This window comes from Gemmatimonas sp. (assembly GCF_036405635.1).
GTDB lineage: Bacteria > Gemmatimonadota > Gemmatimonadetes > Gemmatimonadales > Gemmatimonadaceae > Gemmatimonas.
Genome location: NZ_DASWXE010000106.1, coordinates 1 through 13,575, shown reverse-complemented (window position 1 = coordinate 13,575; position 13,575 = coordinate 1). Strand labels below are relative to the sequence as shown.

General features: G+C 65.0%; 14 protein-coding genes. 12 read left to right on the top strand and 2 right to left on the bottom strand.

Annotated features, from left to right (window positions below):
- The coding region (locus VGE27_RS09345) for an ATP-dependent helicase C-terminal domain-containing protein (protein WP_331049382.1) at positions 1 to 906 on the top strand (906 nt) is incomplete at its 5' end.
- Between the two features lie 311 nt (positions 907 to 1,217).
- On the opposite strand, the gene VGE27_RS09340 is transcribed toward VGE27_RS09345, so the two are convergent.
- Positions 1,218 to 2,396: a pyridoxal phosphate-dependent aminotransferase gene (locus VGE27_RS09340; protein WP_331049381.1), complete on the bottom strand. Its 1,179-nt coding sequence runs from the start codon at positions 2,394 to 2,396 to the stop codon at positions 1,218 to 1,220.
- A 97-nt stretch (positions 2,397 to 2,493) separates the two neighbouring features.
- Between VGE27_RS09340 and VGE27_RS09335 the strand changes: the two genes are divergently transcribed.
- The 10 genes from VGE27_RS09335 (at position 2,494) to cysM (ending at position 11,566) form a co-directional block, all read left to right on the top strand.
- Positions 2,494 to 3,543: a lysylphosphatidylglycerol synthase transmembrane domain-containing protein gene (locus VGE27_RS09335; RefSeq protein ID WP_331049380.1), complete on the top strand. Its 1,050-nt coding sequence runs from the start codon at positions 2,494 to 2,496 to the stop codon at positions 3,541 to 3,543.
- Positions 3,544 to 3,550: 7 nt separating this feature from the next.
- Entirely contained in the window at positions 3,551 to 4,486 is a 936-nt protein-coding gene (gene yedA, locus VGE27_RS09330) for a drug/metabolite exporter YedA (protein ID WP_331049379.1), read from the top strand.
- A 114-nt stretch (positions 4,487 to 4,600) separates the two neighbouring features.
- Positions 4,601 to 4,963, top strand: coding sequence for a hypothetical protein (locus tag VGE27_RS09325; protein ID WP_331049378.1), 363 nt, complete (start codon positions 4,601 to 4,603; stop codon positions 4,961 to 4,963).
- A 251-nt stretch (positions 4,964 to 5,214) separates the two neighbouring features.
- On the top strand, positions 5,215 to 5,829 hold the full coding sequence (locus VGE27_RS09320; RefSeq protein ID WP_331049377.1) for a MarR family transcriptional regulator: 615 nt from the start codon (positions 5,215 to 5,217) through the stop codon (positions 5,827 to 5,829).
- Between the two features lie 50 nt (positions 5,830 to 5,879).
- On the top strand, positions 5,880 to 7,052 hold the full coding sequence (locus VGE27_RS09315) for an aminotransferase class V-fold PLP-dependent enzyme (RefSeq protein WP_331049376.1): 1,173 nt from the start codon (positions 5,880 to 5,882) through the stop codon (positions 7,050 to 7,052).
- The gene (locus VGE27_RS09310) at positions 7,049 to 8,035 is read left to right on the top strand and encodes a D-glycerate dehydrogenase (RefSeq protein WP_331049375.1); all 987 of its coding nucleotides are present in this window, start codon (positions 7,049 to 7,051) and stop codon (positions 8,033 to 8,035) included. Before VGE27_RS09315 ends, VGE27_RS09310 begins: the two co-directional genes overlap by 4 nt.
- 98 nt (positions 8,036 to 8,133) lie before the next feature.
- The gene (locus VGE27_RS09305) at positions 8,134 to 9,000 is read left to right on the top strand and encodes an alpha/beta hydrolase (protein ID WP_331049374.1); all 867 of its coding nucleotides are present in this window, start codon (positions 8,134 to 8,136) and stop codon (positions 8,998 to 9,000) included.
- 38 nt (positions 9,001 to 9,038) lie between these two features.
- On the top strand, positions 9,039 to 9,758 hold the full coding sequence (locus tag VGE27_RS09300) for a DUF2461 domain-containing protein (RefSeq protein ID WP_331049373.1): 720 nt from the start codon (positions 9,039 to 9,041) through the stop codon (positions 9,756 to 9,758).
- Positions 9,759 to 9,839: 81 nt separating this feature from the next.
- The gene (locus VGE27_RS09295) at positions 9,840 to 10,652 is read left to right on the top strand and encodes a VC0807 family protein (protein WP_331049372.1); all 813 of its coding nucleotides are present in this window, start codon (positions 9,840 to 9,842) and stop codon (positions 10,650 to 10,652) included.
- Positions 10,653 to 10,657: 5 nt separating this feature from the next.
- Positions 10,658 to 11,566, top strand: coding sequence for a cysteine synthase CysM (gene cysM / locus VGE27_RS09290; protein ID WP_331049371.1), 909 nt, complete (start codon positions 10,658 to 10,660; stop codon positions 11,564 to 11,566).
- 3 nt (positions 11,567 to 11,569) lie between these two features.
- On the opposite strand, the gene VGE27_RS09285 is transcribed toward cysM, so the two are convergent.
- Positions 11,570 to 12,862 (bottom strand): FecR domain-containing protein, encoded by a 1,293-nt coding sequence (locus VGE27_RS09285; protein WP_331049370.1) that lies wholly within the window; start codon positions 12,860 to 12,862, stop codon positions 11,570 to 11,572.
- Positions 12,863 to 13,147: 285 nt separating this feature from the next.
- Here VGE27_RS09285 and VGE27_RS09280 point away from each other — a divergent pair.
- Positions 13,148 to 13,575, top strand: a 428-nt coding sequence (locus tag VGE27_RS09280; RefSeq protein ID WP_414653552.1) for a M20/M25/M40 family metallo-hydrolase, incomplete at its 3' end; no start/stop codon positions are given.

The window sequence follows — 13,575 nt, the reverse complement described above, 5'->3', positions numbered from 1 at the left end:
ACCGAGCCGCGCTACCTCATGCGCAATGGCAGTGGTGCGGTGCTGGAAAAGCGCGACGGATTGCATGACGCACCGTGGCTGGCCATCGCCGAACTGGAAGGTCAGCCGCCGGAGTATCGCATCGTGCGCGCCGCGCCCATCACTCTCGAAGAGATCTCGGCCGATTTTTCGGATCAATACGTGCGCGAGCCGCGCGCATGGTGGGATGAATCCACGCGTTCCGTGCGGGCCACGCAACGCACGACGTTGGGTGCTCTCGTGCTCGAGGAGAAGCCGTGGCGTGATGCGCCCGCAGACCTCGTGCGCGACACAGTGCTCACGCAACTGCAGCGTATCGGTGTAGACGCGTGGCCCTGGTCCAACGGGGCTGTGCGAGTCCGCGAACGGATGGCCTTTCTGCATCGCCACGATGTGTCCTGGCCCGACGTGTCAGGCAGCGCACTGGTCACCACGCTGGGTGAATGGCTTGGGCCGTTCCTCGATGGTGTGCGCAACTGGTCGCAGCTCGAAGCGCTCGACTGGCATGAGGCGCTGGCATCGTTGGTGCCGTGGTCACAGCGTGCCGCGCTCGACCGACTGGCCCCCACGCACATCGAAGTGCCAAGTGGTTCGCATATCGCGGTGGACTACAGCGAGGCCGATGCGCCGGTACTGGCTGTGAAGCTGCAGGAATGCTTCGGCTGGATCACTACGCCCACCGTGTTCGACGGACGTGTGCCGCTCACCATGCACCTGCTGTCGCCCGCGCAGCGTCCGGTGCAGGTGACGCGCGATCTCGCTGGCTTCTGGAAGGGCAGCTACTTCGAAGTGCGCAAGGAATTGCGCGGACGCTATCCGCGGCACCCATGGCCCGATGACCCGCTCACGGCGGTGCCCACGCGGCGTGCCAAACCTCGAGGGCAATAGAGGCGTTTAGAACTGCCAAAGGCAACTGCGAAGGGCAACAGTAAAGGACAACTGCGTTGCGCTGCTGCGCAGCGCGGAACAAAGCATGAATGAAAGGGAGGAAATGGCAATCAGTTCGGTGCCAATAATTTTCAATAGAAAAGCACTTGATCTCGATGTTCTCGCGCACCGCGACAGACAACCTGCAGTGTTCCCTTCAATTCATGCGGTTATCCGCGCTGCGCAGCAGCGCAACGCGGTTGCCTTTTGTCGCCTTTTTAGTCGCCCTTGGTCGCCTTAGTCACTCTTTGCTGCCCTCCCTTCAGTCCGGTCTACGCAAACGCCCCCGGCAGCACCTTCACGAACGCCTTCATCTCATCGGGCGTGCCGATGCTCACGCGACACCAGTCGGTATACGGCGGGAATGCGCGTCCCACGGCAAAGCCCTGTTGCAGGAAGTACTTCTGCACATCGGCTGTGGGCTTGCCGGCGTGGAAGAACACGAAGTTGGTCTGCGACGCCGTTACCTTGCGCCCCGCCGAACGCAGCGCATCGAGCAACATCGTGCGTCCCTCGCGGTTCTTCTGCTTCACGAAGCTCTGGTACTCGGTGTCGCGCAGCGACGCATTGGCCGCGTGCAGGCCAAACACGTTTGGGTCCCCCGTCTTGTAGCGATCCAACCGCGCAATGATATCGGGGCGCGCCACCGCAAAACCCACACGCAGCCCGGCCAATCCGTGAATCTTGCTGGCCGTGCGTGATACGATCACCGATTCGCCCTTGAGCACCAGGTCGATCATCGAACGGTGACCGGGCACGTCCACGAAATCGATGTACGCCTCGTCCACGATCACTGGCGTGCGCTTGCACGTGGTGGTCACGAAATCGCGCACGGTGGCGTCGTCGTGCAGTGTGGCCGTGGGGTTGTTGGGATTGCACACGAACACCAGCTTCGTGCCGCTGCCGATCTTCGCGTCCATCTGGTAGAAGTCGTGATCCATGCGATCGTCGAGCGGCACCTGACGCACCGTGGCCTTGAGCGTCGACGCGTAGCGCGGCAGATCCTCGAACGTGGGGTTGGGCACCACGATCTCGCCGCCCTCCGTGCCATAGGCGATGGCCAGCATCGCCAGGATCTCACTCGAACCCTGCGTGACCATCACATACTCGGGTGGCACGCCCACATGCGCCGCGAAGGTGTCGCGCACCTGTTGGCGGATAGGCGGATCGTACCAACCGTGCTCCATCCAGCTGGCCATGAGCGCGTCCTTGGCCTTGGGCGACATGCCGTACGGATTCTCGTTGTACATCAGTCGCACCGGACCGGCGGCCCGTCGTGCCGTGGTTGCGTCCTGTTCGAGACGATCCAGCAGCTGCGCGTAGGACACGCCGCCGAGCACACGGGTGGCTTCGAGGGCCGGAAGGAGTCCGGGCAGTGCAGCGGTGGCACCAAGGCCAAGGCCTGCCTGCAGCCACTGACGGCGGGAAAGCGAAGAGAACGGATCGCGCATGGCAGGGAAGAGCGGAGGGAGGTAACGGTCTGCGCCAATCGATGCTAATCGACAGCGCCACGGTGGGGAGCGCCAGCGGGCACGGCTATCTTGCGGCATGACCTGGCAACGCTGGCTCGTCACCGCGCTTTCTTTTGCCCTGATGCTGGCGGTGTCGGCGTGGGTGGTGGCCGGGCATTGGCCGGCGTCAGGGATGCCGTGGCTGGCCTGGCCCGTGCATGCAGCGGCGCTGGCCACCGTCACCGCCGAAATCGCCACGCGGGCCTTCAAGATCCAGGCGTCGGCACGTAGCTGTGGCATCCCGCTGAGCTTTGGTACTGCGCTCCGGGTGTGTCTGGCCGGTGACTTCGCGGCAGCGATCACGCCCGCCCGTTCGGGCGCCGAACCCGCGCGGTTTCTCGTATTGGCCGAGAGTGGCACGCCGCCGGCCTCGCGCGTGCTGGTGCTGTTTCTCGAGCTCTTCCTCGAGATGTGGTCGTTGGCACTGGTGTGCGTGGTGCTGGCGGTGCTCTTCCGCGGCCGCGGCGCCTCGACGACCGGGTTGCTCGGACTGGTGGGTGGCTACAGCACGTTCGTGCTGGCTATCGGTGCGATTGGGCTGGTGCTCTCGCGTCGCAATGCCCACGGACCACCGCCCGCATGGGCGACGCGGATCGGATTGCACGCGGGCCGGTGGCGCACTGTCCAGCACACGCTGCGGGCCCTGCGCGGCGCGGTGCAGTCGCTGCGGCACGCCAACCCCGGGCTCATGCTGCTGGCATTCGCCGGCTCGGTGCTGCATGTGCTGTTCAAGGTGGCCACACTGCCGATCCTCGTGTTCATCGGCGACCCCACCTTCGCGCTGACGATGGACTCGCTCGCGCCATTGGTGCTGTGGCCCCTCGCACTATTCTACGGAGGTGTGGTCGTGCCGGCCCCCGGCGGTGGTGGGTTCATCGAAGGCGCCTTTGCCGCCACGCTCTCCGACGCGATTCCAGCGTCGATGTTTGCCGCCGCGCTGCTCTGGTGGCGTTTCTACACGTTCTATCTGTACATCCTCATCGGTGGCCTCGCTGCCGGTGACGCCACGCTACGCGCCTTGCGTCGCGGCGCCGCGACCCACGGATCGTCAAACGCATCGTCACACGCATCGACGGAACGGCAGTGATTCTTTCATGAGTACGCCCGCTGCACCGGACAGCGGGACCGCCACCGCCGTGCCGCGCTGGCAGCTGGTGGGTGGATTCCTGATCATCTACGTGGTCTGGGGATCGACGTATCTCGCCATCAAATGGGGCGTGGCGACCATCCCGCCATTCGTGATGGGGGCCGTGCGTTTCCTGCTGGCTGGCGGGTCGCTCTATGCATTCATGCGCGCCCGCGGGGCGCTGCGACCCACGCTCGCCGAATGGCGCGCTTCGGCCATCATCGGTGGGCTGCTGCTGTTCGTGGGCAATGGCGCGGTGTCGTGGGCCAGTCAGCGGGTCAGTTCGGGGCTCACGTCGGTGATCGTGGCAACCGTGCCGCTCTGGCTGGTGTTGTGTGAAGCCTGGCAGGGCCGGCCGCCGCGTCTTGCGCAGGTGGTCGGCGTGGCTATCGGTCTCGTGGGAGTCGGGCTGCTCGTGTTGCCGGTGGGTGGTGAACGCCAGGCGGCCGTCGATCCCATCGGCGCCGTGGTGCTGGCCACCGGCGCGCTGTCGTGGACGGTGGGATCGCTCTATTCGCGCACGGCGAAGCAATCTTCATCGGCCGCGCTGGCCATCTCCATGCAGATGCTCGCCGGCGGGACGCTCATGCTGTTGCTCTCGCTGGCGCTGGGCGAATGGACCCGCGTCACCCCGGACAGCGTATCGACCGGATCCGTTCTCGCACTGCTCTATCTGGCCACGTTTGGCTCGCTGATCGGGTTCAGCACCTACATGTGGCTGCTCAAGGTGGCCAGCCCCACCGCGGTGGGGACCTACGCCTACGTAAACCCGGTCGTGGCCGTGCTGCTCGGCGTCGGACTCGGCGGCGAGCGATTGCCCAGCCTCGCTTGGGTTGCCATGAGCGTGATCGTGGGAGGCGTGGCGCTGGTCAGTCTGGTGGACGGACGCCGCCGGGGCGCCTGAGCGCAGCGCTGGTCACGTCTCGTCCCACTCATTTGCGGTGAAGGAGACGGCGGCTGAATCCCGGGGCCGATCGCAGCCGTATGGTACGCCACGACCCCTCACCGGAGCCCCATCGTGCGCACGCACATCAAGATTGTCGGACTCGTCAACCTGCTCTACAGCGCACTCGGCATGCTGGTCGCGGCCGGCGTGTTGTTCAGCGGCATCTTCGGTTCGCTGGCCACGTTCAACCCGATCATTGTCATCGTCGGCACGGTGACGGGTCTGCTCGCTGCCGCTGTCATCGGCCTGTTCAGTCTGTTCGGCCTCATCGCGGGCTTCGCGCTGCTCAACCACCAGCAGTGGGCCCGCTATGTCATCCTCGCGGTGTCGGCGTTCCGCCTCTTCAAGTGGCCCTTCGGGACGGCGTTTGGCGCCTACTCCATCTGGGTGCTGACCACCGAAGAGACGCGTCAGATTTTCGCCCTCAACAGCTGATTGCTCCGCGGCACCGTCGGGCGCGTGCGCCCGGCGGTGTCTGCTCACGGTAGCCCGAACGCCCGCGTGTTCCTGTTCACAGGAACCGCGGGCGTTCTGCATTGGGCACGGTCCGCCGCCGGTACAACACGACTGGGCACGAACAGCATGTCGCAATTGGTTCGACGGCCAATCGCCAAGTGCGCACGGTCTGTACATTACCGAACGATTCCCCTGTTCTCCGTGGCCGCTGTGCCCCTACCCCCGACTGCATGAGCAAAGGCGAGAAGAAGCGACGTCGCGCGCTCGAAGCCTACGGAACCCTGCAGCGTGCCGCCTCGATGGCCGCCACGCGTGTCGAGGACGCGGTTCATCCCTTCGGTCTGTCGGCCTCGCAGTATGGAGTGCTCGACACCCTGCAGCAGCGCGGGCCGGTGCACCAGCAGGAGCTGGCCGAAGCGCTGGGGCGCAGTAAGGCCCAGATGACGGCCATCATCGATGCGCTCGAGTCACGTGGCCTGGTGCGGCGCGAGCGGCATGCCGTCGATCGGCGATTCATCTCGGTGTACCTCACCGATGCCGGGCGGAAGATGCTGGCCGACGCCGCGCCCGCGCGCACCGACGCCATCGTGAGCCTGATGCGCGAGCTGAGCGGTGAACAGCGGGCGCGACTGACACGACTGTGTCGCCGTCTCCTGCGGGTGCTCGATCCCAGTGAAGTCGATGACGAGGCCTCCGATGATGCCGCGGACGACGCCAGCGACGATTCGAGCGACGACGCGAATGATGAGGGCGACGAGGACAGCACCGACGAGCAGGATGAAGGCGATGACAACGCGAAGGGCGATGCGAAGGATGACGCGAATCGCCCGTCGTCAGCGAGCTGACACGCCGTTTCATTGCGCCTACCACTCCAGCAGCGAGAGTTCGCAACACCATGGCGGGACGTCACTTTCTGCAGATCCCCGGCCCCACGCCGGTTCCCGATCGCCTGCAACGGGCGATGCACCGGCAGATGGAGGACCATCGTTCGTCGACGTTTCCGGCGCTGACACGGTCGATTCTTTCGCGCCTGCCGCAGGTCGTGCATCAGACGAAGGGTGAAGCCTTTGTCTTCCCGGCCACGGGGTCGGCGATGTGGGAAGCCGCGTTGGTGAACACGCTCAATCCGGGCGCGCGCCTGTTGGCTCCGCGCTTCGGGCAGTTCTCGCACCTGTTCATCCAGACGGCGCGCAATCTCGGACATCATGTGGATGTAATCGAGGAGCCGTGGGGTGAGGCCGCCGATCCCGCCAAAATCGAAGCCGCACTGGCCGCCGATACGGCGCACGAGATTCAGGGTGTGCTGCTGGTGCACAATGAAACGGCCACCGGTGTGACCAGCGATGTGGCCGCCGTGCGAGCGGCCATGGATCGCGCCAAACATCCCGCGTTGCTCTATGTGGACGGCGTGAGTTCCATCGCGAGCCTCGACTTCCGCTTCGATGCGTGGGGCGTGGACTGCGCCATCACCGGTTCGCAGAAGGGCTTCATGCTCCCGGCTGGGCTGGGCATCCTGTACATGAGCGAGAAGTCACTCGCCCGTGTGGACAGCTGCACCATGCCGCGCGCGTACTTCGACCTGCGGGCGATGCGTGCCAACAACGCGCAGGGCTACTTCCCCAGCACACCGGCCCTGTCGCTGCTGTACGGTCTCGACGAAGCCCTCACCATGCTGCTCGATGAGGGCATGGAGCAGGTGGCGGCACGCCATCATCGTCTGGCCACCGGCGTGCGCGCGGCGGTGCGTGCATGGGGGCTGCATGAATGCGCCCGACGCCCGGACATCGCATCGGATTCTCTCACGGCGGTCGTGGTTCCCGAGGGGATCGACGCCCGCACGATCATCGAACACGCCTTCACGCGCTACGACATCGCCCTGGGCTCGGGGCTCAGCGAAGTGGCGGGGAAGGTATTCCGCATCGGACACCTCGGAGACATGAACGCATTGACCCTGGCCGGCGCACTCGCCGGCGTCGAGATGGCGCTGGCAGACAGCGGTGTGGTGGTGACCCTGGGCAGCGGCGTGGGCGCCGCACTGCAGCACTGGCGCGTGGGAGGCAACTCGTGAGCGCCAATCGCCCGCGCGTGATCGTGACGCGCAAGATGCCCTCGACGATGGAAGCCTATATCGCCGAACGCTACGACGCCGAATTCAACACCACCGACACGCCGTTCACGCCCGAGCAGTTGTCTGCCGCGCTGCAGAATGCGGACATCGTCGTCACCACAGTCACCGACAAGTGGTCGCCGGCCGTGCTGGAGACTCCCAATCGTCGTGCAAAGCTGTTGGCGAACGTGGGCGTGGGCGTGAACCACATCGCCCTGGAAGCGGCGCGTGCGGGGGGACTGATGGCCAGCAATACACCCGATGTGGTCACCGATGATACAGCGGATGTGGCCATCGCACTCATGCTGATGGTGATGCGCCGCCTTGGTGAAGGCGAACGCCACCTGCGCACCGGCACATGGGGCGGCTTGCGTCCGACGTTCATGCTGGGCCGCACACTGCGTGGCAAGACGCTGGGCATCATCGGCTACGGCCGTATCGGTCGCGCCGTCGCCCGGGCGGCGCACGATGCATTCGGCATGAAGATCATCTATCACGCGCCGCGCGATCCACGTATCGACGATCCGGCAACGGCGGGACCGGCGGACGCCGAACGTGTGTCGTCGCTGGAAACGTTGCTGGGACGCTCGGATGTGATCTCGCTGCATTGCCCGGCCACACCGGAAACGCGGCATCTCATCAATGCGACCACGCTGGCACAGATGCCGTCTCACGCGTTCCTGGTGAACACCGCGCGCGGTGATGTGGTGGACGAAGCGGCGCTCGTGGACGCGCTCAAGAACGGACGTATCGCCGGCGCGGGCCTCGATGTGTACGAGTTCGAGCCGCGTGTCACCGAAGAGCTCATGACTCTCGAAAACGCCGTGCTGTTGCCGCACCTTGGCAGTGCGACCATCGAGACGCGCACCAACATGGGCATGCGGGCGATGCTCAATGTGGATGCCTTTGTGGCGGGCAAGGAATTGCCGGATCGCGTGGTGTAAGTACGGATGAGGGGTCAGGGACGAGATGAGAAGAAGGGACCTGACTCCTCACCCGATGTTCCGTAGTCCGTACTCCCGTCGTGCATTAGCATTCACCAATGCACCACGTCCACGCCGGCCTCGACGACACCGCACCAGTCCCCACGACGGCGGGCTCGTTGCTGCACTTCGCCGGCATCGGTTCGCGATTCCTGGAGCATCCGCATGACGTGACCGTCATGCTGCCGCCGGAATACGATGAACACCCCGATCGTCGCTACCCGGTGCTGTACCTGCACGACGGGCAGAATGTATTCGACGACCTGCCCATGTCGCCGTTTGGTGTGCAGTGGGGCGTGGACACCACCGCTCGCGCCCTCATGCATGCGCGTGTGATCGAGCCACTGATCATTGTGGCCATCGGCAACGCCGGGCGCGATCGCATCGACGAGTACACTCCCACGCGCGACAGCATGCACGACGCCGGTGGTGATGCCGACCGATACGGGCAGATGCTGGTGTACGAGATCAAGCCATGGGTCGACCGTCAGTGGCGCACACGGCGCGGTCCGCGCGACACCGGGCTCGCCGGCAGCTCACTCGGTGGACTGCTCACGCTGCACCTCGGCCTCACGCACTCCGCCGTCTTCGGCAAACTGGGCCTGCTCAGTCCGAGTGTGTGGTGGGACGATCGATGGATCGTGCGTCAACTTGCCACCACCGGCGCGCGTCGCCCCGATCTCCGCATCTGGCTGGACGTGGGCACCGCCGAACATCGGATGCTGCGTGGCACGCGGTTGTTGTATCGCATGCTGCTGCGGTTGGGCTGGCGTGTGGGCGATGACCTGCACTACATGGAAGCGGACGGTGCGCTGCACGATGAGCGGGCGTGGGGCGAGCGCACGGGGCTCTTTTTGCGTTTTCTGTTTCCGGCGATCACATCGGACAACGACATCGCCAGGTCGATGTCGTCCGGCATGTCCTGACTCAGTACACACACCGTCAATTCATCAGCGGGAGACCGATGGACGGGTTCACGCAGTTCTCGCCAAAAGCTTTCACATTCCTGCGCGGTCTCAAGAAGAACAACCGCAAGGAATGGTTCGAAGAGCATCGCGGCGACTATGAGCAGTATCTCAAGGCGCCGCTCGCCCAATTGATTGAAGAGATGGACGTGCAGCTCGCGTCCATCGCGCCGGAGATCATCGGCTCACCGAAGAAGTCGGCGTTCCGTATTCATCGTGATGTGCGCTTCAGCAAGGACAAGTCGCCGTACAAGACGCACGTGGCCTGCTGGTTCTTCCACCGCGACGCGGGACATGGCGTGGGTGGGGAGGCTGCGCACGGAGGGGCCGGCTTCTATTTCCACCTCGAGCCGGAACGCTCGTTCTGTGGTGGTGGCATCTGGATGCCTCCGCGTCCCGCACTGGCCAGGATCCGCCAGTCGCTCGTGGACGATCTGGAAGGCTGGGAGGAGCTGGTCACGGACAAAGCGTTTCGCCGCCGGTTCGGTGATCTCGACACCGAGGGCATGCTGACCCGGCCGCCGCGCGGGTTTGCGGCCGATCACCCGTCCGCCAACTGGTTGCGCTATCAGTCGTTTACGGCCGGGTGCGAGCTGACCGTGGAAGAAGTGACCAGTCCCCAACTGCCCAAGACACTGGCCCGCCACTTTGCAGCCATGGCGCCATTTGTCCGGTGGCTCAATGGCTCGCTCGGGCTCGAGGAGTCCAGCCGCCGCTGATGTCAGCCGGTGGTCCGTCCACCGCTCCCGCCTGAAGGCCCGGGTACCACCGCCGGGCCACGGGGGCGAGATTCCTAGGTCATGTCGAAGTCGCTCAAGCTCACGCTGGATATCCTCATCGGTGCCGTGGCGCCGGTGGTCATCCTCAAATACGGCACCGCCCCGCTGGGGACGTTGCAGGCCTATCTCGCCGCGGCGCTTGTGCCTGTCGCGTGGGTGCTGCTCGACCTCTTCGTCATCAGCCGGCGCTTCAACTTCATCACCACATATGGCGGCGCCTCCGCGATCATGCGTGGCGCGCTCGCGTTCTGGTATGTCGACGGCGCGCTCTTCGCCTTCAAGGACAGCGCGAGCTACCTGCTGGCCTTTCTCGTTTTCGGCGTCTCGGCGCTGATCGGTACACCAGTCACGCGCTCCATTGCCCTGCAGGGCCTGGGTCCCGACACACCCGAGCGCGAAGCACACATGGACCGCCTGCTCGATGAGTCCACCGTACAACGCGCCATGAAGATCTCGGCGCTGCTGATCGGCGTGACCAACCTCGCGGCCGGCATCGTGAACTACATCATCAACTACAAGATGGTGTTGGCGCCCTTCAACACGCCCGCGTTCAACGATCAGGTGGCCAACGTCAACGCCATTACGCGCATCGTGCTGGTGTTGCCCGACATGCTGGCGCTGTTCTTTGCGTTCAGCCTGATGTACAAGGCCATGTACGCGCTGCTCCCGGCCGATCAGGGCACCGATCCCGACGCCGGTGAATTCTGGGAGCTGCTCAAGCGGCGTGAAGACGCGATGGCGCTCGTGCCCCTCGAGCAAGGTGAAGAGGCTCGTCTCGCCAACGCCCCGGAGCGCGCCGCGCGCCAGGCCCGCGAAGAATTCGGTCTGAGTTGAGCGCGATGTCGTCATACGCCACCATCGACCAAACCATCGGCAACACACCGCTGGTGCGTCTGCAGCGTTTGCCGGGCGCCGACATCACGTCGCGTGGCACCGTCATCCTCGGCAAGCTCGAAGGCAACAACCCGGGTGGTTCGGTGAAGGACCGCCCGGTGTTGTCGATGATCCGCGGCGCCGAAGCGCGGGGCGAGATCCGGCCGGGTGACCGTCTCATCGAAGCCACGAGTGGCAACACCGGCATCGCGATGGCGATGATCGCCGCCATGACCGGCTATCGCATGACGCTGATCATGCCCGACAATCTGAGCGCCGAACGTCGGGCGTCCATGCGTGCGTACGGCGCCGAGTTGATCCTGACGCCGGCGTCGAAGGGTGGCATGGAGTACGCGCGCGATCTCGCCATGGAGATGCAGGTCAATGGCGACGGGCATGTGCTCGACCAGTTCGCGAACCCGGACAATCCGCGCGCGCACTACGACACCACCGGCCCGGAGATCTGGCGCGATACCGAAGGGCGCATCACGCACTTCGTGAGTGCCATGGGCACCACGGGCACCATCATGGGCGTCACGCGCTTCCTCAAGGAACAGCGCAGTGACATCACCATCGTAGGCGCGCAGCCGGCCGAAGGCTCGCAGATTGCGGGGATCCGGAAATGGTCTCCGGCCTACCAGCCCAAGATCTACGACGCCTCGCGCATCGATCGCATCGAGCAGGTCACACAGGCGGAGGCCGAAGACATGGCCCGTCGCATGGCTGCTGAGGAGGGCATCTTCTGCGGACCATCGGCGGCCGGTGCCTGCGTGATCGCCCTGCGTGTGGCGGCCGAGGTAGAGAACGCCACGATCGTATTCGTGGTGTGTGATCGTGGCGATCGCTACCTCAGCACCGGCATCTTCCCGGGCTGACCGCTACTTCTTTCGCGACGCTACTGCAGGCGTTGCCGGCACGGCACTCGCATCGCGGAACTCGATACGATCGTCCTTGCCGAACGTGATGGCAAGATTGGCGGCCTGCGTGAGCGCCTTGGTGGCATCACCCGAAGACGCCAGCGCCACGCGCATCGACACCGGCCGATCACCGATGGTCGGATCGGCCAGCTGCGCGTTCAGGCCGAACCAGCGCACCAGTTCCGGCACGACCATCTTGAGTGGCGCCTTGTCGAACACGATGCTATCGCGTGTCCACGCCAGCGCGACATCCCGCTCCATGCCCTCGAGTGGTCCCAGTGTACCGTTGGGAAGCAGCCGGAGTCCTTCGCCAGCCTTGAGCTCCTGCTTGGTGTCGCGCACACGATCGTGTACCGATACAGTGCCTTCGCTCACCTGCACATAGGCCGTGGAATCTTCCGGGTAGTAGCGCACCGAGAAGACTGTGCCATGAGCCGTCACCGTGAGGTCACCGGCGCGCACGGCAAACTGCTTCGCACCCGGCGTGTCGTCTGGCGTGACCGCAAACGTGGCGGTGCCTTCAATGGCGACCGTGCGCTGGCTCGTGGCAAACTCGGGTGGCACGCGCAGTCTGGATTCACTGCCCATGGTCGCCTTTGTGCCGTCGCGCAACGTGAGCGTGCCGCGTTGTCCCTTGCCCGACGAGAGCGTCTGCACTTCCTGACCTTCCAGCGCACGATTGACTGCCTTGTCTTCACTCGTGCGGGTCATCCACTGCTGGAAGAAGAAGATCGCCACGAATACCGCCGCCGCACCGATCGTGCGTGGTATCCACTTGGGACGCTCACCCACGCGTTCGACATGCGCCTTGGTGTGAGCGCGCTTCACTGCCCGCGCCTCGGCAACGGCCACATCGTGATCCTTGGCCGGTGCGTGGACCTCTGCCAGCAACTGCCGCATGGCCTCCTCGATATCCGGCACGGTCACATGCGAGCCGCTGTCCATGCCGTGATCGCGGTGATGCAGTGCGGCATGCTTGCGTCGCTGCACATCCGCTTCCTGCTGTACGGCTTCCTCGAGAAACGCCCCAAGCGCGATGGCGTTCTGGAAGCGGTCTCGTGCGGCCCAGGCGTCGAGCATGGCCTTGTGCGCCACCCGTCCGCGGTAGTGGACGAGATCGTCACCGAGCACATGCCGGGCCGCCGAGAGCAGGCCGTCGTACTGCTGGCGATACAATGTGGCGAGCGCATTTTCGTCACCGCCAGCGAAGCGCGCCGCGAGGGCAGCGTCGGGCGTGGGAAGGACGATGGACATGAGTACCCTCCTCCTGATGAGCGGGTCTCCTGCGGCGACGTCGGCGGGAAAGACACTGCGACGCCGCGTGATGCCCTTTGATCCTGCAGCACACGGCCGCCAGATGCAAACGGCAATTCCCTGACGAGCCGAAGCGCTATCGCCCGACCCGGGCCCGGCGATACGTTCGTTAGGCTGCACCCATGTCGCGCTGGCATTTCGTAGCGTCGTCCCGTCTCACACCGACTCGCCATGTCCCGCCATTCTGCCCGATCGTTTCTCGCCCCGGTCCGTCGTCGCGTCACCATGCTCGCGGCGGCATCGATGTGTTCGGCGTTGCCGGCCACTGCCGTTGCTCAGGGTGGAGCCTCTGCTGAGCTGGCCAAAACCATCGAGAGTCGCTTGGCCGGCGTGATGCCCAAGGTCGTGACCTGGCGGCGCGACATCCATGAGCATCCCGAGTTGAGTGGTCAGGAAACGCGGACGGCGGCGCTGGTCGCGGCCCACCTCAAGCAACTCGGCCTGGAAGTGCAGACGGGGGTGGGCGGTACCGGCGTGGTGGGGTTGCTGCGTGGCGGTCGGCCGGGCCCGGTGGTGGCGCTGCGTGCCGACATGGACGGACTACCGGTCACCGAACTCGTCGACCTGCCGTTCCGCAGCAAGGTGCGCACGCAGTGGCAGGGCGCCGAAGTGGGCGTCATGCATGCCTGCGGTCACGACAATCATGTGGCCAT